Origin of the sequence: Paenibacillus baekrokdamisoli (genome assembly GCF_003945345.1) — a bacterium.
GTDB classification, from domain to species: domain Bacteria; phylum Bacillota; class Bacilli; order Paenibacillales; family Paenibacillaceae; genus Paenibacillus_Z; species Paenibacillus_Z baekrokdamisoli.
In genome coordinates, this window is record NZ_AP019308.1 from 6,199,144 (window position 1) to 6,223,260 (window position 24,117).

The 24,117-nt window shown below is 44.2% G+C and carries 23 protein-coding genes and 1 pseudogene; 13 read left to right on the forward strand and 11 right to left on the reverse strand.

Annotated features, from left to right (window positions below):
• Together cydD and cydC are read left to right on the forward strand one after the other, a co-directional pair.
• Entirely contained in the window at positions 1 to 1,767 is a 1,767-nt protein-coding gene (cydD, locus tag EKN16_RS27260; protein ID WP_125664142.1) for a thiol reductant ABC exporter subunit CydD, read from the forward strand.
• The gene (cydC, locus tag EKN16_RS27265; protein WP_125664144.1) at positions 1,764 to 3,572 is read left to right on the forward strand and encodes a thiol reductant ABC exporter subunit CydC; all 1,809 of its coding nucleotides are present in this window, start codon (positions 1,764 to 1,766) and stop codon (positions 3,570 to 3,572) included. The genes cydD and cydC overlap by 4 nt, the downstream gene beginning before the upstream one ends.
• Before the next feature lie 63 nt (positions 3,573 to 3,635).
• Here cydC and EKN16_RS27270 read toward each other — a convergent pair whose 3' ends face one another.
• Entirely contained in the window at positions 3,636 to 4,391 is a 756-nt protein-coding gene (locus tag EKN16_RS27270) for a Crp/Fnr family transcriptional regulator (RefSeq protein WP_125664146.1), read from the reverse strand.
• 144 nt (positions 4,392 to 4,535) lie between these two features.
• On the opposite strand from EKN16_RS27270, the gene EKN16_RS27275 reads away from it, so the two are divergent.
• From EKN16_RS27275 to EKN16_RS27295, 5 genes are all read left to right on the forward strand, one after another.
• Entirely contained in the window at positions 4,536 to 5,021 is a 486-nt protein-coding gene (locus EKN16_RS27275; protein ID WP_125664148.1) for a GAF domain-containing protein, read from the forward strand.
• A 43-nt stretch (positions 5,022 to 5,064) separates the two neighbouring features.
• Positions 5,065 to 5,718, forward strand: a complete 654-nt coding sequence (locus EKN16_RS27280; RefSeq protein ID WP_125664150.1) for a response regulator transcription factor — start codon at positions 5,065 to 5,067, stop codon at positions 5,716 to 5,718.
• The gene (locus tag EKN16_RS27285) at positions 5,711 to 6,823 is read left to right on the forward strand and encodes a PAS domain-containing sensor histidine kinase (RefSeq protein ID WP_164523011.1); all 1,113 of its coding nucleotides are present in this window, start codon (positions 5,711 to 5,713) and stop codon (positions 6,821 to 6,823) included. Before EKN16_RS27280 ends, EKN16_RS27285 begins: the two co-directional genes overlap by 8 nt.
• Before the next feature lie 99 nt (positions 6,824 to 6,922).
• Positions 6,923 to 7,453 carry a TQO small subunit DoxD gene (locus EKN16_RS27290; protein WP_125664152.1) on the forward strand — a complete coding sequence of 177 codons (531 nt, stop codon included), beginning with the start codon at positions 6,923 to 6,925 and terminating at the stop codon, positions 7,451 to 7,453.
• Between the two features lie 29 nt (positions 7,454 to 7,482).
• Complete coding sequence (locus EKN16_RS27295) at positions 7,483 to 7,908, forward strand: universal stress protein (RefSeq protein WP_125664154.1); 426 nt, start codon at positions 7,483 to 7,485, stop codon at positions 7,906 to 7,908.
• A gap of 130 nt (positions 7,909 to 8,038) precedes the next feature.
• Here EKN16_RS27295 and EKN16_RS27300 read toward each other — a convergent pair whose 3' ends face one another.
• From EKN16_RS27300 to EKN16_RS27320, 5 genes are all read right to left on the reverse strand, one after another.
• A complete protein-coding gene (locus tag EKN16_RS27300) occupies positions 8,039 to 8,797 on the reverse strand; it encodes a hypothetical protein (RefSeq protein WP_125664156.1) in 759 nt (252 codons plus the stop codon).
• Positions 8,798 to 9,018: 221 nt separating this feature from the next.
• On the reverse strand, positions 9,019 to 9,471 hold the full coding sequence (locus EKN16_RS27305) for a hypothetical protein (protein ID WP_125664158.1): 453 nt from the start codon (positions 9,469 to 9,471) through the stop codon (positions 9,019 to 9,021).
• Positions 9,472 to 10,025: 554 nt separating this feature from the next.
• On the reverse strand, positions 10,026 to 10,622 hold the full coding sequence (locus EKN16_RS27310) for a DUF2971 domain-containing protein (RefSeq protein WP_125664160.1): 597 nt from the start codon (positions 10,620 to 10,622) through the stop codon (positions 10,026 to 10,028).
• A 989-nt stretch (positions 10,623 to 11,611) separates the two neighbouring features.
• Positions 11,612 to 12,202, reverse strand: coding sequence for a GNAT family N-acetyltransferase (locus EKN16_RS27315; RefSeq protein WP_125664163.1), 591 nt, complete (start codon positions 12,200 to 12,202; stop codon positions 11,612 to 11,614).
• Between the two features lie 513 nt (positions 12,203 to 12,715).
• Positions 12,716 to 13,552: a YitT family protein gene (locus tag EKN16_RS27320; RefSeq protein WP_125664165.1), complete on the reverse strand. Its 837-nt coding sequence runs from the start codon at positions 13,550 to 13,552 to the stop codon at positions 12,716 to 12,718.
• A 612-nt stretch (positions 13,553 to 14,164) separates the two neighbouring features.
• Between EKN16_RS27320 and EKN16_RS33285 the strand changes: the two are divergent.
• Together EKN16_RS33285 and EKN16_RS33290 are read left to right on the forward strand one after the other, a co-directional pair.
• Positions 14,165 to 14,302: pseudogene (locus tag EKN16_RS33285) on the forward strand (YiaA/YiaB family inner membrane protein); the annotation flags it as partial.
• 84 nt (positions 14,303 to 14,386) lie between these two features.
• Positions 14,387 to 14,578, forward strand: a complete 192-nt coding sequence (locus EKN16_RS33290) for a YiaA/YiaB family inner membrane protein (protein WP_232016596.1) — start codon at positions 14,387 to 14,389, stop codon at positions 14,576 to 14,578.
• 111 nt (positions 14,579 to 14,689) lie between these two features.
• Here EKN16_RS33290 and EKN16_RS27330 read toward each other — a convergent pair whose 3' ends face one another.
• Positions 14,690 to 15,532: an aldo/keto reductase gene (locus EKN16_RS27330; RefSeq protein WP_125664167.1), complete on the reverse strand. Its 843-nt coding sequence runs from the start codon at positions 15,530 to 15,532 to the stop codon at positions 14,690 to 14,692.
• Positions 15,533 to 15,587: 55 nt separating this feature from the next.
• Complete coding sequence (locus EKN16_RS27335) at positions 15,588 to 16,799, reverse strand: MFS transporter (RefSeq protein ID WP_125664169.1); 1,212 nt, start codon at positions 16,797 to 16,799, stop codon at positions 15,588 to 15,590.
• Positions 16,800 to 16,947: 148 nt separating this feature from the next.
• Here EKN16_RS27335 and EKN16_RS27340 point away from each other — a divergent pair, with 148 nt between their 5' ends.
• Positions 16,948 to 17,358: a winged helix-turn-helix transcriptional regulator gene (locus EKN16_RS27340; RefSeq protein WP_125664171.1), complete on the forward strand. Its 411-nt coding sequence runs from the start codon at positions 16,948 to 16,950 to the stop codon at positions 17,356 to 17,358.
• A 221-nt stretch (positions 17,359 to 17,579) separates the two neighbouring features.
• Here the strand turns inward: EKN16_RS27340 and EKN16_RS27345 are convergent, their stop codons facing one another.
• Both EKN16_RS27345 and EKN16_RS27350 read right to left on the reverse strand, forming a co-directional pair.
• A complete protein-coding gene (locus EKN16_RS27345) occupies positions 17,580 to 18,650 on the reverse strand; it encodes a DUF418 domain-containing protein (RefSeq protein WP_125664173.1) in 1,071 nt (356 codons plus the stop codon).
• Positions 18,647 to 19,222: a TetR/AcrR family transcriptional regulator gene (locus EKN16_RS27350; protein ID WP_125664175.1), complete on the reverse strand. Its 576-nt coding sequence runs from the start codon at positions 19,220 to 19,222 to the stop codon at positions 18,647 to 18,649. Before EKN16_RS27350 ends, EKN16_RS27345 begins: the two co-directional genes overlap by 4 nt.
• A 287-nt stretch (positions 19,223 to 19,509) precedes the next feature.
• On the opposite strand from EKN16_RS27350, the gene EKN16_RS27355 reads away from it, so the two are divergent.
• The 3 genes from EKN16_RS27355 to modB all read left to right on the forward strand — a co-directional run bounded on the left by EKN16_RS27355 (position 19,510) and on the right by modB (position 22,908).
• Positions 19,510 to 20,991 (forward strand): aminoacyl-histidine dipeptidase, encoded by a 1,482-nt coding sequence (locus tag EKN16_RS27355; RefSeq protein WP_125664176.1) that lies wholly within the window; start codon positions 19,510 to 19,512, stop codon positions 20,989 to 20,991.
• Positions 20,992 to 21,442: 451 nt separating this feature from the next.
• Positions 21,443 to 22,225 (forward strand): molybdate ABC transporter substrate-binding protein, encoded by a 783-nt coding sequence (gene modA / locus EKN16_RS27360; protein ID WP_375782084.1) that lies wholly within the window; start codon positions 21,443 to 21,445, stop codon positions 22,223 to 22,225.
• A gap of 20 nt (positions 22,226 to 22,245) precedes the next feature.
• The gene (gene modB / locus EKN16_RS27365) at positions 22,246 to 22,908 is read left to right on the forward strand and encodes a molybdate ABC transporter permease subunit (RefSeq protein WP_125664180.1); all 663 of its coding nucleotides are present in this window, start codon (positions 22,246 to 22,248) and stop codon (positions 22,906 to 22,908) included.
• A 47-nt stretch (positions 22,909 to 22,955) separates the two neighbouring features.
• On the opposite strand, the gene EKN16_RS27370 is transcribed toward modB, so the two are convergent.
• On the reverse strand, positions 22,956 to 23,924 hold the full coding sequence (locus EKN16_RS27370) for a substrate-binding domain-containing protein (RefSeq protein WP_125664182.1): 969 nt from the start codon (positions 23,922 to 23,924) through the stop codon (positions 22,956 to 22,958).
• Between the last annotated feature and the right edge of the window lie 193 nt (positions 23,925 to 24,117).

The following is a 24,117-nucleotide window of genomic DNA, read 5'->3' on the forward strand; positions in this document are numbered from 1 at the left end:
ATGATTAGGCGTTTGTTAGACTACAGCTCTACGGCAAAAGGTTTCCTAATCGCGGCCGTTATATTCGCAGCATTCGGAGGCACTTGCCTGCTGCTGGAAGCCTCCGTATTGGCCCATATTGTTGACCGTGCTTTCCTTGGCAAGTCGACGCTCGGCCCACTTATGCCGATGTTCGGATCACTTCTGATCTGGATTGTACTAAGATCTTTGTTCCAAATGCTTGCCGATGGAATGGCAGCAAAGTCCGCGGACGTCATGAAAAGTGAGCTTCGGATGAAGCTGATTCGCCATGCAGCTGCACTTGGCCCGCAGTTCACAAAGGGTGAGCGGAGTGGTGAATTAATCAGCACCGTAACCGAAGGTGTGGAGCAGCTCGAGACTTACTTAGCGAAATTCATTCCGCAAGCGGTCATGGCTGTCTTCCTGCCTGGTGCGATCGGGTGTGTCGTCTTATCCTTGGATGGTGTGAGTACCGTTGTTCTTGCTATTACGCTTCCGCTTCTTATTATCTTTATGATTCTGGTTGGGATAACAGCGAAGAAGAAGGCAGATCGCCAGTACAAGATGATGGGTCTTATGGGCGGCCATTTCTTTGATGTCATACGCGGCTTATCTACGCTGCGAATCTTCAATAGAAGCAAAGCGCAGCTTGAAGCGATTCGCAGGATGAGCGAGGAATACCGGACGGCAACAATGTCTGCCCTAAGGCTTGCTTTTCTCTCTGCATTCGTCATGGAGCTGTTTGCTACACTTGGGACGGCGATTGTTGCGGTCTTCCTAGGTTTAAGGCTGATCTCGGGCGATATCGAATTTTATCGGGCATTCTATGTCCTATTGCTCGTGCCGGAGTTTTATACGCCGATCCGTCTGCTTGGAACGCAGTATCATTCCGGAATGAACGGCGTTACAGCTGCGGAACGCATACTGAATTTGCTGCAAACACCATGTGCTCATTCGGGTGCGCAGGAGGATGGAGTGGTCTTAAAGGATAGCACCATCGGCCGCGAAATTGTCTTCGAGCATGTAACAGTTCAATACCCAGGCGAGGATAAGCCTGTTCTTGAGGATCTTTCTTTTACAATCAAGCCTGGTGAACGCATCGCTATTGTGGGCAAATCAGGAGCGGGCAAGAGTACGCTGCTTGACTTGCTGCAAGGCTTCACCCAGCCATCATCCGGAGAAATCCGTATTGATCATACAAGGCTCGGCGAATTATGCATGAACCATTGGCGTTCATGTCTTACCGTCGTTTCTCAGCGAACGCATTTATTCCCAGGTACGATAGCAGATAATTTGCGTATCGGTGCAAAGAACGCCAAGCAGGAAGAACTTGAAGCAGCATCGCGAATAGCAGGTGCTGAACGTTTCATCCGTGAACTGCCGCAAGGCTATGATACACAGCTAACGGAGAAAGTGAAGCTCAGTGGCGGGCAGATCAGACGGCTAGGCCTTGCTAGAGCCATAGTAAGAGAGGCATCGGTTGCGCTTCTGGATGAACCTTTGTCCCAATTGGATATGGAGAGTGCGAATGCGGTACAGACTGCGCTTGAAGGATGGTCTCAAGGTCAGACCGTACTCTGGGTAACGCATCATCTGAATGCAGCAAGAACTGCAGATCGGATATTCGTATTAAACGAGGGTAAGCTCGCTGAGTTCGGTTCACATGAGGAACTTATGAAGCAGCAAGGTTCTTATGCCGAATTGTGGAAGGTCTCCGAGACAGCCTGCACCAATCGCGAGAACAGAAGGGAGCCAGTCACCTTATGACGATAATGCTGCAAACGCTGCGTTTCATGAAACCGTATAAAGGTCGACTGCTGCTTGCTGTGCTGCTCGGCTTTCTAACGATTGGAGCTAACTTAGGCTTAATGGGAACATCGGGTTATCTTATCGCTTCAGCAGCTTTGCGCCCCGAGAACGTACTGCTGCTGTGGCTTCCCATCGTTGGGGTGCGTTTCTTCGGACTCTCCAGGGGGGTATTTCGCTACTTTGAACGGCTGATCTCTCATGACTTGACCTTTCGGATTCTGAAGGATATTCGGGTCTGGCTGTTTGTCCGTTTGGAAAGACGGGGCGAGAAATTGCTGGAAGGGGAGAAAAGCGGCGATTTGCTAGGATCGATCATATCAGATGTCGATACCCTTCAAGGTTTGTTTTTACGAGTTGTATTGCCTCCTGCTGTTGCCCTTCTTGTTGGATTGACGGGTGTTGGATTAATGTCGTTCTTCAGTGTAAAGCTTGGAATCATCCTCGGAATCATGCTGTTTCTCGCAGGGGTCGTGATTCCTTATGCGACGTATCGATGGGGGCGTAAGCCGGGACAGGAATGGGTTGAGCAAAGGGCCAAGATCTACGAGGAGACATCCGAGCTTATTACGGGGCTTCCGGAATTGACTATATTCGGCGGCTTGGAGGAAAGGCTTCAGCGGCTTGAACGCATCCAGCAGGCTTCGACCAAGCAGCAATCTGCTATAAACCGAATCAGTGCGCTGACGAGTGGGCTTATGCTGGGTATCGGTAGATTGGCTATGGTGCTTGTCCTGTTGGCAGCCATTCCGCTGGTTGTTCAGGGTAAGCTAACAGGTGTTCAGCTTCCAGCGTTAACTTTGCTTGCGCTTGCTGCTTTCGAAGCCGTCGCTCCTCTGCCGCAAGCTTTGCAGCAGTTAGGCCAGACGATGGCGGCGAGCAGCAGACTTTTTCGACTGGCAGATGGAGGAGTAGAAGAGCTTCCATTAGCGAAAGATATGGAGCATTCAGCAGGTGTAACGATGACGCGAATTCCTATGATAGAACGTCATAAACCATTACTAGCCATCGAATTCGAGGATGTTACACTGCGTTATGATCATACGAAGACGGCGCTTAAGCAGCTTTCCTTTTCAATTGAAGCTGGCTGCCATACGGCAATTGTAGGTGAAAGCGGAGCAGGCAAGAGCTCCATGATTGGCGTGCTGCTAGGATTAACGCCTTTGTCCGAAGGTATCATACGAATAAATGGGCAAGATACGCAAGAGATGGCTGGGAGTTCCATCCGTGATTGTTTCGCTGTTGTTCCTCAGCAGGTTCAGCTGTTCCATGCAACGGTGATGGATAATTTGCGAATTGCCAAGCCAGACGCAACTGAAGAGGAAGTCAGAGTGGCGCTCCGTCAAGCGCTTCTAGAAGATACAATTGCGAAGCTGCCAAATGGGATTCATACCCTGCTTGGAGAATGGGGAGAGCGTCTATCTGGCGGGGAACGTCAGCGAATGGGGTTGGCTAGAGCACTATTGAGGCAGGCACCCATTGTCGTTTTTGATGAACCGGCAACAGGGCTGGATGTTTGGACGGAGGAAGCTTTCTTTCGCAATATGCGTACAGTTCTGAAGGACAAAACCGTGCTGTGGATCAGTCATAAGCTGCATGGACTCGAGCAGATGGATCAGGTGTTCGTACTGCAAGAGGGTGAGCTCGCTGAACAAGGCAATCATGATGAACTGATGGCTAGTAATGGTTTGTATCGACGTCTGAGAGAGTTTCAATCCGGGGAGATGACAGAGGTAGCTCCATTCGTTTTCTCTGAGGCCAAATAAAAAGACGGTCACAAAGGCAAGAGCTTGAACCTTTGTGACCATCCAACTAAACGAACCTTATCGTTAAATCCGGCAGATGCCCTTCGGACACGCAGAGCAAGTCGGACATTGACTCATGGTACGCAGCGCATCTAAGCACTCTACGACAATGTACCCTTTGCGAATGGACAACGTTCCTTCTGCTTTAAGGGTACTCAGCATCCGGTTGATGCTCTCCCTTGTTGCTCCGATGAAATCAGCCAATTCAGCATTCGTAAGCTTCAGGTTAATTCGGATGCCATCAGGGGTAGCAACCCCATACGTATTCGTAAGGCGAATCAGCGTAGATGCAAGAGCACCTGGCTTGCCGAACAGCAGTAAATCCCGAAACTTGGATTCCGTCACCCGCTGCATGAAGGCCATCCAATTCATGAAGGAGAAAGCCAAATCTCCCTGCCGATGCATCAGACTATCGAGGTCCTTCGCTTGTATGACGCCAAGCTCGGCATTCTCGATGATCTCCGCACTAAAGGAATGATGCTGGCGAAAGCCATCTGCCGGTTCATGGAGCAGATCACCAGCTTGCAGGATAGACAGAATAAATTGCTTGCCATCCTCCGTTGACTTGAGCAGCTTTATTTTGCCCGAACGAATGTAATACAGCTTCCCGAGTGGATCGCCCTCCCAGAACAGATGGTTACCTGCAGATATATATTTGGGATACATGATCTCCTGCATCATGCTGAATTGTTCTTCTGTAAAAAAGGAACCGATTCCGAGCGGATTGTTCTTCTGTGCCTCAGAAGAGTCTGGCTTGATTGTTCTTACAGCGACTGCCATCGTGAAACAACCCCTTCCTATTTGTTATCTTCATCATAACAAGGGATCGAGGTGAATGTTATCGGGGAATCTCCTGATTTATGGAGGGAAAAACCCTTAGATCAATGAGAAATATCACATTTCGTAAAAAAACGGTAAGGATTAATGAGGAAAGAAGGTCCTCGGGTGAAGCAGCTATCGCATGAACTGGAGCAATTATTGGATCAAATTCGAGCGGATTTAGGTTGTGATTTCTGTTCCATTGGTCTTATCCATACTGAAGAACAGGTCATCTATTGGCGGTATTCGAGCGGTCAATTAAATGAGAAATGCCGCCGTATTACAGAGCGTACCGGGCGCGGTATAGGGGAAACGGTCATTCGAATTGGCCGGGCTGTTGAGCTCGTCACATCCGAACTATTCGTCACACGACGTATTCAAGAGTTCCCGATTCTGCTTGCGGAGAAGCTGGCATCAGCCTTTGTTGTTCCGATTGTGGTTGGACGTCAAACGCTTGCTGTCCTTCTGGCCGGGAACCGAAGAGAACATGTCCATGTTTCAATTGATCGCCATTTAGTGCTGAATGCTGGAGCTCAGTTAACAGCTTTTATTGTTCAGCAGCAGAATAACCCGAACTTCTCCCTGATTTGATATACTAGGTGCAGTAGCACAACATACAGGGGGAGGTAAGTAAATGGTTCGTATTATGGTAGTGGATGATCATGCCGTCGTTCGTTCTGGAATGGTCATGCTGCTCGGCGGTAAGAACGGCATGGAGATCGTAGGCGAGGCAGCGGATGGCGACGAAGCGATTCGTTTGGCTGAAACAATCAAACCTGATGTCGTTCTAATGGATATTAGCATGCCCAGCGGTAAAGATGGACTTACAGCTACAACGGAGCTGAAGAAGCGCCTTCCGGATACAGCCGTTCTTATTCTGACGATGCATGATGATGAGGCGTATTTATTTCGCGCCATTCAGGCAGGTGCATCCGGCTATTTACTTAAGAGCGCGTCGCATGAGGAGCTCATAAGCGCAATTCGCAGTGTTGCCGAAGGCAACGCTTATTTGCATCCCACGGCAACGAAAAGGCTCATGAGCGATTACCTCGATAAGCTGAAGCGCGGGGATTATGGCGATACCTATGAGCTATTGTCCGATCGGGAGAAGGAAATTATGGCCAAGGTAGCGCAGGGTTTCTCCAATAAGGAGATTGCGGATCAGCTGATCATCAGTGTGAAGACGGTAGAATCTCATAAGAGCAACTTGATGGATAAGCTGGGGCTGAAGACCAAACCGGATCTGGTGAAACTAGCTATGAAGAAGGGATTGCTGAATTATGACTGATACAGGAGGGAGAGAGCATGCAGCCGCTGGCAAAATAGCCGGTGATGTAGCCAAGCTCATGGCTGAAATCGATGACCGGTTGACGGACTCTCAATATCGGGACATGCTGAAGCGATCCTTGAAGCAGTTTTCGGACGTCAAGTTTGCACTTGATGAAGCTTCTATTGTAGCGATCACCAACCGGAAGGGCAATATTAAGTATGTGAATGATAAATTCTGTGAAATATCCGGCTACGGCCGGGAGGAACTGATTGGACAGGATCATCGTATTATTAACTCACGCTATCACGATAAAGGCTTTTTTCAAGAGCTGTGGCGAACGATTGCAGCGGGTAACGTGTGGCGAGGCGACATTAAGAATCTGGCTAAGAATGGTCGGTTGTACTGGGTAAATACGACGATTGTCCCTTTTTTGGAGGAAGACGGCAAGCCCTATCAGTATCTAGCCATTCGTCATGAGGTTACTCGCCTGAAGGAAACCGAGGAAGAGCTGCAGAACATGATGGCGCAGATGATGGGGATTCAAGAGGAGGAGCGCAGACGAATTTCACGTGATTTGCATGATGGAATTGGTCAAAGTCTCTTCAGCTTGAAAATTTCACTGGATCGTATCTTATTAGATCATGAATCGGATGATCTGAAGCTGCTTAGACAGGATGTAACCCAATTAATGACGGATGTCCGGGGGCTCGCATGGGAGCTGCGACCGTCTGTACTTGATGATCTCGGCGTTGTTCCTGCTTTGCGCACGTATATCGAGCATTTCAGCAGCTATTATGGGATACGCGTACATTTTGAGAGCGGGTTAAGTGAACGTCCACCTTTGCTGGTAGAGACGACGATCTTCCGCGTTGTTCAAGAGGCGCTCACGAATGTCAGCAAATATGCAGATGTTTCTGAGGCGGCTGTGTATGTAACGGAGCATGAGGGATACATTCAAACGATCGTTGAAGACAAGGGAGTCGGATTTACGAGAGGCAAAAGCGGAGGCGGCGTTGGCTTGTTCAGTATGGAAGAGAGGGCGCGATCCGTTGGCGGCGAGCTGCAGATTCATTCCATTATGGGGCAGGGGACAACGGTGGTGCTCAAGATTTTCGCTAAATAGAAGTGTGATATAACGCACAGCGTTCTCCTTTCATTTCCAGCATAATGAGGATATAGGATATTCCAAATCCAAGCTGAGTTCCGAGAGGAGATGACCGTTATGGTCATGAAATGGTACAATGAGAATAGGTGGGCGGCAGTTCTAATCACATTGGTAAGAGTCTATCTAGGCTGGCAGTGGCTGGATGCAGGCTGGCATAAGCTAACAGGTAAGGAAGCATTCGATGCGAGTGGGTTTATTAAAGGCGCGGTGGCTAAACCGGTGGCTGATCATGCGACAAATGCAGTCATTTATCCTAATTACACGTACTTTTTAGAGCATGTTGTCACTCCGAGCATGAAGCTGATTAATATTCTTATCCCTATTGGTGAAACGCTGATTGGACTTGGCTTAATCCTTGGTGGATTTACGTTGGTGGCTGGATTCTTCGGACTGGTGCTGAATTTTCTGTTCCTGTTTGCTGGGACGGTAAGCACGAATCCTTGGCTTCTGCTGCTGGGTGTGATTGTGTTCCTTGCAGGCACTAACGCAGGCCGCTTCGGGATCGATCGTTATTTGAATCCCCTTGTTCAAAAAGGTTGGAATCGGGTAATGAATAAGACGAATAAAGATCAAGCTATTAGAAGCTAACAAATAGATAAATTCTAGGAGGTAATCGCATGTTCGCAAGAATTCTTGTAGGTTACGATGGTTCAGAATGTTCCCAAAGAGCACTTGATGTTGCTGTGAAAATGGTGGAGGAGAATCGGGCCTCCGTTATAACGGTTGCTCATGTCTATCATTTGCCTAGCATGGTTCTTAGTCAGGGATATGCGATTCCTGAATCCTTTGTAAAGGAATTCGATGAGCAGGCCAAAGCGATGACCTCCGAAGCACTGACGAGAATCGCGCATCTGCCAGAATCGCATGCCGTCACTTTGAACGGAACACCGTATCAAGCCATTCTTGAATATGCGGATGAGAACGGCAGCGATCTGATCATCATCGGCAGCAGAGGGCTTGGCGGCTTCCGGGAGATGATGCTCGGCAGCGTGAGCCATCGTATTGTCCAGCATGCGAAGATACCCGTCATGGTTGTGAAATAAGGAAGGGGCTTTCCCTTCCTTTGCCAATCGAATAGCGACGTAGAAGAGCCGATCCTCTAGATCGGCTCTTTTAATAAGTTTTTGGGGTATCAGTTTCTAATAAAAAGAAGGCTAGACGAAGTAATCTGCATTAGTGAAATACACTGAATTCTATTATGTTTTTATATCCTGCATTTATTAATAAGCTTCTAAATGTATCAGTTAGTTCTAATCCATTTAATCCTTCCTTAGGCAAGCACTTTCCCATATTAATGCAAAAGGCAAAGTAATACGGTTTGATTGTAATTTCTACCTCTTCTCCTGTATAACCTAACCTAAATAGAATAGTAATTTCATCTTTGTTTCCTTCAGTACTATGTAAAAATGGCATAGTATTAAAACTGAGAACTTTAGTTTGTTTCCCTTTATTGAATATCCTATCCATAAAACTTATTTTTTCTGCAATGTTTATATGGATAGATGATTCGACATCGAAATCAGAATATATACTTTTGCCATTGTGAATAATATCCAGTACTTGCTCTCCAAATGGTAATAATACTCTGTTACCACCAATAATAGAAAGTGTATGACCATAGAGATCTTCAACATCTTCAATCATAAAAGTATTCTGCTTAAAGATTCTAGTATATTTCTCGGAATTAGATGATTCGTACAAATCAATATCAATTCGAAAGTCACCCTCTATATTAGATCCATCAACAATAAACTTCTGTAGGTTTATTGTTTGTTTTTGATCTTGTGATTCATGCGGATTAATTAAAAACTGTATTTCTTCATTATCTAACATTCCTTCCTCACAAAAAGATTGAAGTATTCCAATAACCCGGTCAATTTTAATTCCGGGTTCTGTCTCAAGTAAAATGTAATGTGAATATTCAACTCCCATGAAGTACCTCCTGTTATTTGTCTATGAGATTATTTCCTATAACGTTGTCGTATTCACGAACCCGAGAGCCTTAAGTGAACGGAGAGAACGGGTCATCAGACTAAGGCGCGCAGTGGTTGTCCGGCTGAGTATACTTTCTGGCTTATCAACTTCGGTCCGGACCAAGGGCGAATGCCCGCAGCGTGAATACGGTGTTATACGATGCCTTTGCCTTCTTCGAATTAACTCTCATCTAATTCCTTACTTGCTTTAAATAATTCATCATTTTTGTCTAAATTCCTTAAAGTTTCTTCAACATCAAGCTTTTCTAATGTTTTCATTATTATTAAATGTTCGATATGAAAACCTGATTCTACACAAGAATTATTAAAATAATTTCTTGTTTTTTCAGGTGTTGTAACCATAGACCATCGCCTACTTCCATCCGAAAATATCATACTAATATCTATAAAATCTAATTCGTCTATTTCATCATCGAACTTCCAACTTCTTAAAATAGGTATCTCTACAATGCCATCTACAAAATGCCCCTTATGTATCCATAATCGTTTTCCATGATCTCCAGCAATTCTATATTTATAATCTTCAATTTTAAATACTTCGTATATTTTCCCTCTTGTGAGTGCATGGGAATATACACCTATACGTGTACAAGTAACATAGTGGGCATCCATGAAATAGAAATCACCTCCATTTATTCTTAATTCCTGGCAGAGGTTTCGCATAACGTTTGTACATTCACGAACCCTACTGGCTTAAGCAGCTGGTTGATCCAGCGCAGCGATCGGTATCGGAGACTTAGCCAATGTAGGGTTGTCCCTGGATCCGCTTCTCTGCCAATTGCTGCTCGGGGACCGAGAGCCGTCAGGCCCGATGCGTGAATGCGATGTTATACGATGCCTGTGCCATTTTTGGATAAGTCCAACAAACTATCTAATACCTTAATGGAATTCGCGAACGTTCCACAGAAATAGAATCATACCCTTGTTTGATAAGCAAGAATTCTAATCCTACTTGGGCATTGTCGACGTTGTTTTTAGGACCAATAGTAATACTCTGTATTGGTAGTTTTTTTGAACTTGTAAGCGGTCTTACCTCGATATAAGGTGTAATGATTCCGCTCTTCTCTCTAAAGAGCACTTTTTGATTATATTTTGCTTCGTTATGGTCAATATCGTGTTGAAAAAAGACAACTCTATATTCCTCTTCATGAGAGAAACATGGGTCCTTAAAAAAACATTCCAAATAGCATGAATATTACAACTAATATATCAATTCCTATTTTCAATTTTTCTCGATTTTCTTCACTTTCATCAACAATAAAATCATCAATTTCTACACGGTATTTTTCAATTTCTTTCCTAATTAGTTCGATTTGCGCATCTCTGTCATAGATGACTCTACCATCTACGTTCATCGGAGATTTTTCTAGTATTTCTCTTAATGCACCACCTTCAAAACCAATATTGTACCCATAATAACTTGAATAATTGGACCATAGTGTTAAAGAATCTGGATTTACAGTCAATGATAAAATATAATAATTTTGCCCATTAACATCTCCATTTGAACCGTATTCTATATATGCTTTTTCACTCATAATCATATACATAACATTACTAGAGAGATTTAATTCTCTACCTGCATCAACAATTAACTCATTGATATATTTAGTTTCTGAAATGTCATTCAAGTAATTACTTTTTGAAACCCACAAGCACTCATTACTTATAATCCCAAGTAGACCTGAAGCACTTGTATAATGGTAAAGTGTTCCACTCTCTATCTGATCTAAGAAATCATCCGAATTTCTATATTTATTCAATGAATGAACCTCCATTTTATGATTGTTTGGATTTGAGATATTTATTTGCACGGATTTCGTATAACGTTCTTGTATTCACGAACCCGAGAGCCTTTAGTGACCGTCAGGGAACGGGTCGTTAGATTTAGGCTCGCAGTGGTTGTCCGGCTGATTCCACTCCCATGCTTTAGCTTCTACCGGACCAAGGGGCGGATGCCCCGAAGCGTGAATTCAGTGTTATGTGAAGTCATGTGCCATCTCGGCATTACCCTAATGATTTTTCTATACCCATAGGTACATTGTATATGCCATAAATATAAATGATAGAGAAGCAAGTATGCTTTGAATTGTTAAAGAGATGTAAAAAATGCCGTTCTTTCTCTTGTTTTTTACTCGATATCGAAATAAGAAAATCACATACACAATACTAGAAATTAGAGCTCCTAATAACACATAATCGAAATATGATCCGAATCGTTCATACGATTTATATATAAAGGTATCGGCCCACTGATTTTCTTCACTTTTGTAATAGGCGTCTAATAAGTCTATTATAAATACCAATATTGAGTAGATACTCACTCTAAATAATATTCCAAAAAATAAGTCCTTAAAAAACTTCTTTAAAGTAACATTCTGTTTATAATTATGATTTGCTGAACTACTAACAATAAGAGCTATTCCATAAACTAGACCTTCAATCAGAAAAAAAGGGATCAGGTAAATCAATCCTAAAATAATAAACACCACTGTAAATTCGCCTATCATAAATTCACACTCCAATAGGATCTTACTGAGTTATTATCAATTTTCAATCTTCACATGATTTCACATAACGTTCTTGTATTCACGACTTTCTACCACCTTAAGCCCGAAGGGCGACCGCGATGCGGTTAGGTGGTGGGATGTGTCCGGCTGAATCTACTTCCTCACTGCTGAAATATCTCTCAGAGTCCACTTCTAACTTCTGCCGGACCGAGGGCCGAATGGCCCGAAGCGTGAATATGGTGTTATCTGATGGCATGGCCTTCCTGAATCATCCTACAGTTCTCTTCGTTAATTATTGAATACAACTTCAAATCTTGAAACATTCCCTTTACAAATACGTGCTTTCTTAAAATACCCTCTAATTCCATTCCGCACTTCTCCATAACCCTAAATGATCCTGTATTTAATAAAAGACATCTTGCTTCAATTCTTACTAATTTCATCACTTCAAATCCATACTGAATTACTTTTCTCACAATTTCACTCATAACGCCTTTATTCCAGTACTCTCTAGATAATGCATAAGCCAATTCTGCCCTTGATTGTTTTTCATCCAAATATACAAACCCTACAGTTCCAATAATTGTTTTAGTTTCTTTATCTTCAATTCCCCATGGAGCTAATTTATTCTCTTCATATAAGCAAATAATATGTTTTACAAAGCCCAGCGAGTCTTCGATGGTTGAATGAGGGTACCAAGTAGTAAATTTAGATACTTCTTTATCTGAACAGTAGTTATAGATATCTCCTAAATCATTCAAAGTAATTTTCCTTAATATTACTCTCTCTGTTTCTAATACAGGGTTATTAAAGTTTGGAGTTTCACTAATCATTACTATCACTCTTTCTTTATGATATTGCCATGCTTTCAGCTAACGTCTTATTTGCGAACTTCGTTACGGCTAATGTCGTTTCATTTTGCTTTGATAAAGATATTTCCATCAAGACCTGCCTTTTCCATTATATCAATGATTGAAAATACTGGAAATAAAAAAGGAGGCTCACAAAGTCTCTAAAAGACTTTGCAACCCCCCGATGCTTTCGGTTATTTAGGTTGTAAAAGATAATTTAATCATATCATTGGATTATTGCCAACACGAAACAAAAGCGAAGCGGACGGAATCGTTCTGAAGAAGCGATAGCGTTCGCCTTTGTCTCCTTATTTCTACCCCTAAGGGATAGAATCAAGAAATAGGGAGACAACAGCGATCGTAAGAATGATCCGTCCGCGCAGCGGGCTTCTACGCACGATGCTTCGCATTTATCAAACACTTAATTTAGTGTTGAGCCGAATTTCGGGCTATATTTAATTTCGCTCTATTTATTATAAGGTTCAACATATCCGATCACTTCGAAATATCCACAAAGCCTTCCCCGAACACGTCTCTAACATCGTGAATCGTAATGAAAGCTTCCTTGTCAATCGATCTTACGATTTTCTTGAGCATGCTCACTTCCTGTTTGCTGATGACGATATAGAGCAGCTCTTTGGGCGAGTTTGAATAATAACCCCGTCCATAGATGACGGTAACACCTCGGTCCATGATCACGTTGACTTGCTCGGCAATTTGATTCTGCTCCTTAGATATAATCGTAACTGCCTTCTTAGGGTTGACGCCTTCAATAATGAAGTCCATCACCTTAGTCGCTATATAGAGCATCACGATCGTAAACATTAGGCTTTGAGCACCAATCATGAAATACGAGGCGCATACGACAATCAGATCAACGAACAAGAGGGCATAACTCACATTTATGTCCAAGTATTTATTCATAATCCGGGCAATAATAGTTGACCCTGCGGTCGTGCCGCCAACACGTATGATCAAACCTATACCTACTCCTACAAAAACACCGCCAAATATTACATTAATAATTAACTCATCGGTTTTAATATGCCAGTTCTCCGTAAGATGTAGAAAAAGCGAATTAAACAATACCGCAATAATGGTATAAATCGTCGTGGTCTTATCCAAAAACTTATAGCCTACGATCAGTAGGATGGCGTTCATAATTAGGTTTACGAGTCCGGGAGACCAGTGGTACAGATAATAAAGAATAAGGGTTATTCCCGTTACCCCGCCTTCGCCGAGCTCGTTCGGGATGATGAACACATTGACGGCCAAGGAGAAAAGCAAGGCCCCTACCATAATGACAAAAATATCTAAGATGCGTTTTTTCATGAATTTCCTTTCTTGATGAAATTTACAGTGGCGTTTTTCTAACAACAGCGTTTTTATTCAAAAGTATATAATATCATAATTACTCCAAATCATAAAAAGGAAATTGTGAATAATATTTTCCAATCCCATTTTCCCAATCCCATCTACCGCCATATGTATAAGCATAAGCAATTAGTAATGGGCTATGGTCTTGTCACTCGGTTGCCTGAAAGGTACGTCCTTGTTCTTTATCGTAACAGTCGAAGCATAGTAAGGATTTGTCTTCTAATACGACACCGTTAATAAATCCATCCTGACAGAAAATGTGCTTATTACATGTCTTGCATTGGCCAACAAGTTCCTGCAAACAAATCGCCTCCTAAAACTGTATGTGATAAGCTTTCGCGAAACAATGATGGATGTCCTTTTTTATTTGATCCATCGGATGCCCTCACTTAGCAGCAGGTACTAGAACAAGATAGTACTTACATAAACAGGCAAATATTTGTAGGATTAACTCATATCAAATAACCACAGCGGTTATACGGGAGGGCTTTTATAATGGAGAATACAACGCAGAATCGGAAAATCAATAACTTTTATCGTCGTCGCAATACGCCTACCTACAGCTTTATGGCATGGTCAGCATTCATTCTAGCCAGCGGTTTTGAATTCATCGGTATTTATAATCTCAAGCAGCCGTTGTCGGTGCAAGGTTATTATGCGGTAACAGGGGTTCTTCTGATTATTACGTCATTCCTGCTGCAGAAGGTTGCTAGGGATAACGATGAGGATAAGTACTTGAAGGAGCACAATTCGAGCTATAGAAGCAGGAATACATCGGCTTTCACTTTCATGGCATGGGGCGGTTTCCTGCTTGCAATCTTGGCAGAATACATCGGTCTTTATACGCTGCAAGAACCATTCTATGTAAAAGGTTATTACGCGATCGGTGGCGCTTTTCTCATCGTTGCATGCCTTGTTCTACAAAAAACGATTCGTGATAATGAGGAAGATAGCTTGTTTTTGAAGGAGACGGAGGAGTAGGCAGCAGCTGCATATGACTTCGAGTGGATGATGGAATAGTAAGGCAGTAAGAAGGGCTATCCCAAAGGTGAAAGTCGCCTTTGAGATAGCCCTTCTTCTTGCAGCCTGTTATTAGAAATCGAAGTTATCCGGATCTGGACCGACACGCTGATCCTTGTTCAAATCATCAATACGAGCGACTTCCGCCTGGTTTAATTCAAAATCAAAAATAGCTGCATTCTCGATAATTCGGTGCTCCTTCGTAGACTTTGGAATCGTGACAACACCGTGCTGCAGATCCCAGCGAAGAATGATCTGAGCAACGGATTTGCCATGGTGATTCGCGATTTCTTGCAGAACCGGATTATCTAACAGCTGACCTTGCATAAGCGGTGACCAGGCCTCCAGCTGAATGCCTTGTTCCTTGGTGAATCGGCGTAATTCCAGTTGGGACAGGAGAGGATGGAATTCCACTTGGTTCACTACAGGCTTAATCTGGGCATCCTTCATCAGATCCTCAAGGTGATGCACTTGGAAATTGCTTACCCCGATTGCTTTTACACGGCCTTCTTTATAAAGGGTCTCCAAGGCCCGCCATGCCTCTTTGTACTTGCCCCTCACAGGCCAATGGATAAGATAGAGATCGAGATATTCCAAGCCCAGCTTGTTCAAGCTTGCTTCATAGGCTGCTAATGTTGATTCATAACCAAGATCCGCATTCCAGACCTTTGATGTGACGAAGAGATCTTCTCGGGCGATTCCGTTCTCAGCAAGCGCTTCGCGGATTCCTTGACCGACTCCTGTTTCATTCCCATAAATGGCTGCCGTATCGATACTGCGATAACCGTGTTTGATAGCGGACTTCACAGCCTGAACGAGCTCTGACCCTTCTTCTACTTTAAAGACGCCTAGCCCAAACCAAGGCATGTTAACCCCGTTGTTTAATGTTGTTGCAGCTTGCAGATGGTTCGTCATATCGTCATGATCTCCTATTCGTATCTATTTTTATTTTGTACCGTTAAAATCATCTTCACGCAGCAGCGTTGTTTTTCCCGAAGTTGAACTTATCTTTTCTCTCTAGTGCACGGCTCCATCCAGTCAGAATAACGGCTCCCAGCACCATTAATGCACCAACCCAAGTTGTATGCTTGAGTCCAATCGTATCCGTAATGACACCGCCCAAGTATGCCCCAATTGCAATACCGGCATTAAAGGCAGCGATATTAAGAGCGGAGGCTACATCTACTGCACGGGGAACATAACGTTTGGCTAATATGACGACATAGACCTGTAAGCCTGGAACGTTCATAAAGGCTAACAATCCCATGAAGAAGAGGGTCACCAGCCCGGCTACTTGATAGGGAACGGTGAACCATAAGATAAGAAGCACGACGGCTTGCAAAGCGAACATATAGAATAAGGCAGTCAGAGGCTTGCGATTGGCAGCTTTGCCTCCAAGCACATTTCCGATCGCAATAGCGATGCCATAGAGAACAAGGATGCCCGCTACCGTCGTTTCCTTAAATCCGGTTATGTCATGAAGCAATGGGGATAAATAAGTGAAGACAACAAAGGTACCGCCGTAGCCTAGAGCCGTAATGGCAAAAGCAAGAAGTAAACGTCCATTAGTAACCAGCTTAACCTGATCTCGAAACGCTGTTTTGGCTCCTTTACGCAGATCGGATGGAACCAAGATCAAATTGGCTATGAGTGCGATAATGCCAATAACCACAATCGCAATAAAAGCAGCCCGCCAGCCTAGCTGCTGACCAATCAAGGTGCCAAGCGGCACACCAGTAACGGTAGCCACGGTAAGGCCAGAGAACATAATGGATATGGCGCTGGCCCTACGGTTCTCGGGAACGAGATCGGCAGCAATGGTCGAACCAATGGACATAAATACACCATGAGCGAATGCAGAGATGACGCGTGCAAGGAGCAGTAAGACAATTCCACTTGAAGCAGCGACTAAGCTGTTTCCAGCAATGAACACGATCATGATCCAGAATAACAGTGTCTTGCGTGATATCTTGGAGGTCAGTGCCGTCAAGATAGGGGCGCCTAGCATGACCCCAAGTGCATATAAAGTAACCGTTAATCCAGCAGTTGTAACGGATATGTGTAAGTCTTCAGCGATGAGTGGAAGCAGTCCCACACTGATAAACTCGGTTGTTCCAATGGCAAAAGCACTTACGGCTAACGCTAGCAGCGCTAACGTGCTTCTCTTTTTATCTAATGACATCTGCGAAACTCCCCTTTTTACACACAGTATGGTAATCACCGGCCGGTAAGTGTTAGTATAAGGTGTTCGCTCATTAATGAGTAGTACGTACTTATAAGTACTATAGGTACTAAAAAGTTCCTATACATGCTTTTGGGAGGAATCCATTATGGTTCAAAAGAAATATAATATTTCCGTAGAGGCAACTTTGGAGGTCATCGGCGGAAAATGGAAATGCGTCATACTTTGTCATCTCACACATGGGAAGAAACGAACGAGTGATTTAAGACGTATCATGCCCGGAATAACGCAAAAAATGTTAACCCAGCAGCTCAGAGAATTAGAACAGGCTGGCATCGTGAATCGGATTAGCTATAATCAGGTCCCTCCCAAGGTGGAGTATGAGCTTAGCACCTACGGATGGAGTCTGAAATCTATACTGGACTCTCTATGTGCCTGGGGGGAAACTCATATCATTAAAGAATACGGAGATAAACACGCGGTATTAGAAGATAATATACTGAATAATCTCGGGCAAGATTCGCGGGAAGTTCTTGAGCTTAATGGGGCTAAGGAGTAATGTTCTGTGTCGGTTACTCAAATAGGAATCAATTAAGCATATAAACAAAGAAAATAATTCAAACAATTAAAAAAAGGCCGATTCCTGTTCGATCAGGGATCGGCCTTTGAAACAAAAGAGTGGCATATCATTTGAATAAATCAGAACCGCTAGGGGCGACTACAAGACAGATGTGGAGCAAGAGTAGGGGGCGAATCTATAATCTACTTGCTTGAGGACCGCTATAGTTTTCGCATGATGGATTCAAAAGGGCCTCCATTGAACTTTAATCTCCATAAATAACTGAAAAGGATAGCCACCACGAAATAGGCTGCGGAATACAACACGGCAAATGGAAGTGAGCCGTTTTCAAGAATACCGAAAACTTCGAGCAGCCCAAGACCTACAGTAACATGTAATACGTAGTGTGTTAGCGCCATCTGACCGGTTTGGATAAGAGCGGAAACAAAGCGACGTGCAAACGATGTTTCCGTGACATAAACCGAGAGGAGGATAAAGGCAATTGCCGTACTCGTTGCCGAGACCATATAAAGAATATTCGGTGGCATTGGCTTTGTCTGAAACAAATAAATGGCCACCTCTTCCCCAAGGTAAAAGCCGCCAATCTTGAGCGCAGCAAATGATATGACTTCTACTCCAATGAAGGTGATCAAGGATGCGACCAGCCACTTTTTGCGAGCGGATTTGTCTGTAAGGTTGATTCTACCCAGCCACATCCCCACTAGGAAAAAACAAAACCATGGTAGAGCAGGATGGAAGCCATTGAACCACAAATTGCGCATAAAGCCTTCGATTGTCCAAAAATCTGTATACATGTGGAAGGAAGAATTCCATCCCATTGTGTAATCGAACTTCAGCAGGAACAATTGAGACGCCGCTAATAAGATAGCTGCAATGCTTAAAATAACTTTTCCAGAAGCGCGGATGAGAAGAGAAGCAAGAAATAAAAATAACGCATAGTAATGCAAAATATCAGCACTCCATCCAAAGAGGAGCAATAAGAAACCGAGAATAAGGAGATAGATGGATCTTTTCCAAACGAGTAACCGACTCTTCCGCAATTCTTTAGCGTCCCCTTGCCTTGCTTTGCGTGTCATGATGGAGAAACCAATGCCAGCAAGCACAACGAAAACGGCGGAGGCTCTGCCCTCAAACAAACCGGCGAACGCGCTCAGCCATTCTGGTCCGCCTGTATCCGCCACCATAGAAATTTTAAAATTTACAATAATCATGCCGAAAATAGAAAGGGCCCTAGCCAAATCGAATCCTGTAATCCTTTTGCTACTCATCATGATCGTGCTCCTTGCAACGTTTGAGACACACAATGCCGCCATAAACCTTCATAATCAAACCCAATGCTAAGACTCATGTAATTGTCGATTTGATCAATGACCAACGTCAGCATCTCGGCTTTCACACGTAAATTCTCTCCAGTTAAAACTCCGAGACTCACCCCGTGCTGAAGCAAAGCTTCAAACCCATTCAAATACGATTCGATAACGGTCTTAACCGACACTAGGATTTTCTCATCTCTCGTGCTTTGAATCATAAATTCCTTCATCAATAGTGAATAATTAGGATCATCACGCTGATCTTGAATCATAGTCAGCCCACATTGTACGAGCTGGTCTGCGAAGTTTGTTGCGGAAAATTGTGTGATCGAAAAGAATTTCTCAAACCGGATTTCATCGCAAACCGCCTGAAGGAGTGCATAAAATAATACCTCCTTCGAAGAAAAATAATAGTAGATGGCAGGCTTCGAAATCCCGACTTCCTTCGCTATCATGGAAAGACTCGTCTTCTCATAGCCATTTCGGGCAAATAATGAATAGGCTGTATTCAAAATAAGTTCGTATGTTTGCATGAATGATTCTCCTTTATTTTAACTTACCGACCGGTAAGTAGAATTATAGCGAAGTATTGTTAAAATGGCAATCATTACTTTTAGCACTCATTATGCTGCTGCTGCTGCTCGGTCTGCTGCCGCTGACAAACAACTGAGGAGGCAATACCAAATGGCTACTGTGGTTACCCTTATGGCAGTTAGTAATGGTAAAATGTTAGTAATGGTAAAATGTTAGTGAAGGAAAAGCTTGTACGTTCGGGTGCGAGAGCCCCGTTTGCTACGACGCTCAATCAGGAGGGATAGGAATGAGTAAAGAACAGACTAGAATATATAACGGTGACAGTAAGGTCATTCGTTTCTTCGAGGATTTGTCTGCAATCCCTAGAGAATCGGGGAATGAGAAGGCGATTAGCGATTATATCGTACGTTTCGCAGAGGAGCGGGGCTGTACAGTCAGTCAGGATCAGTGGTGGAATCTTATTATTAAGAAGCCGGCTGCGAAAGGGTATGAGAAGGCGCCGACTGTTATTTTTCAAGGCCATCTAGATATGGTTTGCGAGAAAAATAAATCTACTCAGCATGACTTCACCAAGGATCCGATTAAGCTGAAGATAGATGGGGAAATGATGTACGCGCAGGATACGACGCTGGGAGCCGATAATGGAATCGCAGTTGCCTTTGCGATGGCGCTTATGGATGCTAAGGATGCTGATCATCCCGAGCTTGAGATCTTGCTCACTACGCAGGAAGAGACGAGCATGGCAGGTGCCTTGAATATAGATGTGACGAACTTGCAGGGACGCATGCTGATTAACCTCGATTCTGACACGGAGGGTACGTTATACGTCAGCAGCGCTGGGGGTATGTCGGCTTTTCATTCGGTTCCGATCAGGTGGGAGGACAAGCGGCAAGCAAGCTCCCCTTATATAATCTCGGTAAAGGGCTTATTGGGCGGTCATTCCGGTGAGGATATTATTAAGCAAAGAGGCAATGCGAATCAGCTGCTTGGCAGAGTATTGGACGACCTGAGGCGGAATGGGGTGGATTATAATATCGCCCATATCAGCGGAGGAATCAAAGTGAATGCCATTCCAAGGGAAGCAGAAGCGGTTGTTTATGTAAACGAGGCCGCGTTGACCCATGCCTGTGAGCGAGTTGCAGTGTGGAACGGGCTTCTGCAAGATGAATTCGAGGCAACGGATCCTCAAATTGCGATTGAGCTGAAGACGTATGATAATACGAGTGCTGCCCTCACGGAGAAACGATTCTCAGCAGAGACCAAGAATAAAGTCATTCATTCCTTACTGTTAATTCGAAGTGGCGTGTTCAGTATGAATAAGTCGATAGACAATCTCGTGCGAAGCTCCTCCAACATTGGCAGTGTTAAAACCTCAGAAGCTGAGGTCGTGATTGAAAGCCTGGTGAGGAGTTCCTTGCGGTCACAGCTCGATCTTGCGCTCTATGAAATGGAAGCATTAGCTGAAGCGCTGGGCTGCAGCTTCCGAGCTGATCATTATTTTCCAGGCTGGCCTTATCGTCCAGAATCGAAGCTCCGAGACACCTTCGCGGAGGTATATCTTCGCAACTACGGGAAGCCGATGAAGATCAAAGCCATTCATGCAGGTCTAGAATGCGGCATTTTGATTGAGAAAATGCCCTACCTCGACGTTGTCTCTTATGGACCGGATATGTATAATTTTCACACACCGGAGGAGCACTTCCGCATCTCATCCGTAGAACGAACTTGGGATTATCTAACGAGCGTTCTTCGCGAGATAAAGGAATAGGCAGATGTTAAACATGATAATAAACATGATGTTTAGCATGGCTAAATATATTCAAGATTCTAAATATATTCAGGGTTCTAAATATATTCAAGTTTCTAAATCTTAATCAGTGCTTGCCATCACGAAGTACCCAGCGAAGCGGACGGAATCGTTCTGAAGAAGCGATAGCGTTCGCCTTTGTCTCCTTATTTCTACCCCTAAGGGATAGAATCAGGAAATAGGGAGACAACAGCGATCGTAAGAATGATCCGTCCGCGCAGCGGGCTTTTACGCACAAACAATGCTTCGAATTGATCAAGCACTTATTTTAGTGCTGAGCTATATTCAATCATATCTAGTTATATCTAGTTATATCTAGTTATATCTAGTTATAACAAGATCATTCTAATTATCGATGTCCTGTGCTACTATTATTCACATGGAATCGTCATTTTGGAATGGGGGAATTACATTGTTCAAGAAAGCATCTGTCGTTATCTTAAGTGCTGCTTTATCGTTATCTGTTCTGCTTACATCGGTGCATCCGGCAGTGGCCGCGAAGAGCAAGACCGAGCTGCTAATCTCTGCTGCAGCTAGTTTGAAGGACAGCTTAGAGGAGATTGAGAAGGCTTATGAGAAGCAGCATCCCGATATTGATTTAACGTTTAACTTTGGTTCATCCGGTACGCTGCAGAAGCAAATTGAGCAAGGAGCACCAGCTGATCTATTCTTCTCCGCGGGGAAGAAGCAGATGGATGCTCTTATCGATCAGAAGTTAATTTCGGAGAGCGCTACGCTGCTTGGCAATGAGCTCGTAATGGTTGTTCCTTCGAATAGCACCAAGAAATTTACAACGGTCAAAGAGCTGACAGATAAAGATATAAAGAAGATCGCCATCGGACAGCCGGAATCGGTTCCCGCAGGTCAATATGCGAAGGAAACGTTAACCACTCGCAAGGTCTGGGATGCCATTGCGGATAAATTGGTTTATGCGAAGGATGTACGTCAGGTTCTGACTTATGTGGAGACAGGCAATGTGGATGCAGGATTCGTGTACCGCACGGACGCATTGACTTCTAAGAAAGCGAAGGTTGCCATCCGAATCATACCTGGCGTTCATAAGGCTATCGTTTACCCAGCCGGCATCGTTAAAGACACCGAGCATAGTAAAGAAGCCAAAGCCTTCTATACGTACTTGCAATCCAAAGAAGCGGATGCGGTCTTCTTAAAGTACGGGTTTAAGCTACCCGCATAAAACGATTAGGATGAGTTGTTATGGATTGGAAGACATTTCTCGAACCGATTGCGCTTTCGATAAAAATATCAATGGTAGCGAGTTTAATTGTACTCGTCATAGCAGTATTCTTCGCGTGGCGAATGGCACATGCTAGGTTTGTCGGAAAAAGCATCGTAGATACGATACTCTTGCTGCCGCTTGTATTGCCGCCAACCGTTATAGGCTTTCTCCTGCTCGTCGCTCTAGGACGTCGAAGCTGGATAGGGAGGCTGTATGATTGGTTGGTTGGCAGCCAAATTGTGTTTACATGGGAAGCTGCGATAATAGCAGCTGTTGTTGTTGCTTTCCCGCTTGCTTATCGTTCGATGCGATTGGGTTTTGAAGGCGTTGATCGTGAGCTTGAGGACTCAGCCCGAGCGCTTGGCGCAACGGAATGGCAAGTTTTTCGTTATATCTCGGTACCACTTGCGGCGAGATCGTTGTGGGCAGGCTATATTTTGGGCTTTGCCCGCGGTCTTGGGGAGTTTGGAGCTACTTTAATGGTGGCAGGGAATATTCCAGGCAAGACGCAAACGATCCCAACGGCTATCTATGTTGCCATAGACGGGGGCAGCATGCAGCTAGCATGGGCATGGTCTGGTGCAATGGTGTTCTTCTCATTCCTCATGCTGCTTCTGGCGAACCGATTTACAAAGGTGTGACAACACGGAAATGCCCTTCATCCCTTCACAGGGAGAAGGGCATTTCGTTAGTTTTCAAAGAGAATTTGACCGGTTCGCTGTAAATCATAGCCATGGATGCTCTGCAGCTCATGGTGCAAAGCCTTCGATTGCAAGATCGTAAGTACCTCTTCGATCCACTCCCTATTCTCGGGTCGCTTCAACATGACCAGGTCATACTGCTCTTGAATCAAGGGGATATAGTCGACGCTGCCAACGATACGTGCCGCATTCTCAATGCCAATGCCAACATCTGCAGCACCCGCGGCAACCTTACCGGCAATGGCAAGGTGACTGTTCTCCTCATCTAGATATCCCATTAAGGAAGAAGGATCGATGTGGTGAAGCCGCAGCTGTTCATCTAATAGAACCCTTGCACCCGAGCCTTTCTCACGATTAATAAGGCGGAGACCAGGCTTTGTTAGATCTGACCACCCTTCGAGCCCAAGAGGATTCCCTTTCACTACGTAGAACCCTGCCGATCGAGCTAACAAGTGAACGACAATAACAGATTGGCTGACGAAAAGCTTGCGTACGTAAGGGATGTTATAGCTATGGCTATCTCCATCCAGCAAATGTGTGCTGACAATATCGGATTCACCTCTATACATAGAGACGAGGCTGTCCATACTGCCAACGAACGAACGCAATGGGCGTATGCTCGGCATTTGCTTCTCGATATGTTTGGCTAGAATATCGAGACTAATGTCCTGTCCAGTAATGACGATTTGCCTTTCGAGCGTGTGGGACAGATTCATTGTCTGCCTTGTCGGTCGCAGTAACTCTTTTGGTACGACAGCAGCATTGTCTGCCGCATTCGCAATCTTCCCTTTGGAGCGAAGCTTATACGTCTCCAGATCAGACGCATCCACTCGCATTTGCTTACCTACACGGTAGGAGGCAAGCTCACCTTTCTTGATCAAATCATAGACGGTGAGCTTGGATATTTTGAGCAGCTTGGCAATTTCTTCGGTTGTATAAGACGTATCATTTGTCATGGACATCCCTCGATTTGAAATCTAATTAGTCCTAATTATAGCAGAGTATATAGAGAGGTGATATTGTGAGCATTGCTGGACGTTATGCTGATATCGGACTTATGCAATATTCATTGCAAGCCCCATCCTTATGTACTATTCTGAAGATACAACAAAGATAGCGTTATCTAACCATATATTAACACTCGTGGAG

Excerpts from the sequence above, each read along its gene's own strand:
- EKN16_RS27290 (WP_125664152.1), top strand. The coding sequence starts at position 6,923 with ATGGTCATGAAATGGTACAATGAGAATAGGTGGGCGGCAGTTCTAATC.
- EKN16_RS27270 (WP_125664146.1), bottom strand. The coding sequence starts at position 4,391 with ATGGCAGTCGCTGTAAGAACAATCAAGCCAGACTCTTCTGAGGCACAG.
- EKN16_RS27345 (WP_125664173.1), bottom strand. The coding sequence starts at position 18,650 with ATGATGAGTAGCAAAAGGATTACAGGATTCGATTTGGCTAGGGCCCTT.
- EKN16_RS27320 (WP_125664165.1), bottom strand. The coding sequence starts at position 13,552 with ATGAAAAAACGCATCTTAGATATTTTTGTCATTATGGTAGGGGCCTTG.
- EKN16_RS27295 (WP_125664154.1), top strand. The coding sequence starts at position 7,483 with ATGTTCGCAAGAATTCTTGTAGGTTACGATGGTTCAGAATGTTCCCAA.
- EKN16_RS27340 (WP_125664171.1), top strand. The coding sequence starts at position 16,948 with ATGGTTCAAAAGAAATATAATATTTCCGTAGAGGCAACTTTGGAGGTC.
- EKN16_RS27315 (WP_125664163.1), bottom strand. The coding sequence starts at position 12,202 with ATGATTAGTGAAACTCCAAACTTTAATAACCCTGTATTAGAAACAGAG.
- EKN16_RS27335 (WP_125664169.1), bottom strand. The coding sequence starts at position 16,799 with ATGTCATTAGATAAAAAGAGAAGCACGTTAGCGCTGCTAGCGTTAGCC.
- EKN16_RS27280 (WP_125664150.1), top strand. The coding sequence starts at position 5,065 with ATGGTTCGTATTATGGTAGTGGATGATCATGCCGTCGTTCGTTCTGGA.
- EKN16_RS27285 (WP_164523011.1), top strand. The coding sequence starts at position 5,711 with ATGACTGATACAGGAGGGAGAGAGCATGCAGCCGCTGGCAAAATAGCC.
- EKN16_RS27300 (WP_125664156.1), bottom strand. The coding sequence starts at position 8,797 with ATGGGAGTTGAATATTCACATTACATTTTACTTGAGACAGAACCCGGA.
- EKN16_RS27330 (WP_125664167.1), bottom strand. The coding sequence starts at position 15,532 with ATGACGAACCATCTGCAAGCTGCAACAACATTAAACAACGGGGTTAAC.
- EKN16_RS27370 (WP_125664182.1), bottom strand. The coding sequence starts at position 23,924 with ATGACAAATGATACGTCTTATACAACCGAAGAAATTGCCAAGCTGCTC.
- modB (WP_125664180.1), top strand. The coding sequence starts at position 22,246 with ATGGATTGGAAGACATTTCTCGAACCGATTGCGCTTTCGATAAAAATA.
- cydC (WP_125664144.1), top strand. The coding sequence starts at position 1,764 with ATGACGATAATGCTGCAAACGCTGCGTTTCATGAAACCGTATAAAGGT.
- cydD (WP_125664142.1), top strand. The coding sequence starts at position 1 with ATGATTAGGCGTTTGTTAGACTACAGCTCTACGGCAAAAGGTTTCCTA.
- EKN16_RS33290 (WP_232016596.1), top strand. The coding sequence starts at position 14,387 with ATGGCATGGGGCGGTTTCCTGCTTGCAATCTTGGCAGAATACATCGGT.
- EKN16_RS27350 (WP_125664175.1), bottom strand. The coding sequence starts at position 19,222 with ATGCAAACATACGAACTTATTTTGAATACAGCCTATTCATTATTTGCC.
- EKN16_RS27275 (WP_125664148.1), top strand. The coding sequence starts at position 4,536 with ATGAGGAAAGAAGGTCCTCGGGTGAAGCAGCTATCGCATGAACTGGAG.
- EKN16_RS27305 (WP_125664158.1), bottom strand. The coding sequence starts at position 9,471 with ATGGATGCCCACTATGTTACTTGTACACGTATAGGTGTATATTCCCAT.
- EKN16_RS27355 (WP_125664176.1), top strand. The coding sequence starts at position 19,510 with ATGAGTAAAGAACAGACTAGAATATATAACGGTGACAGTAAGGTCATT.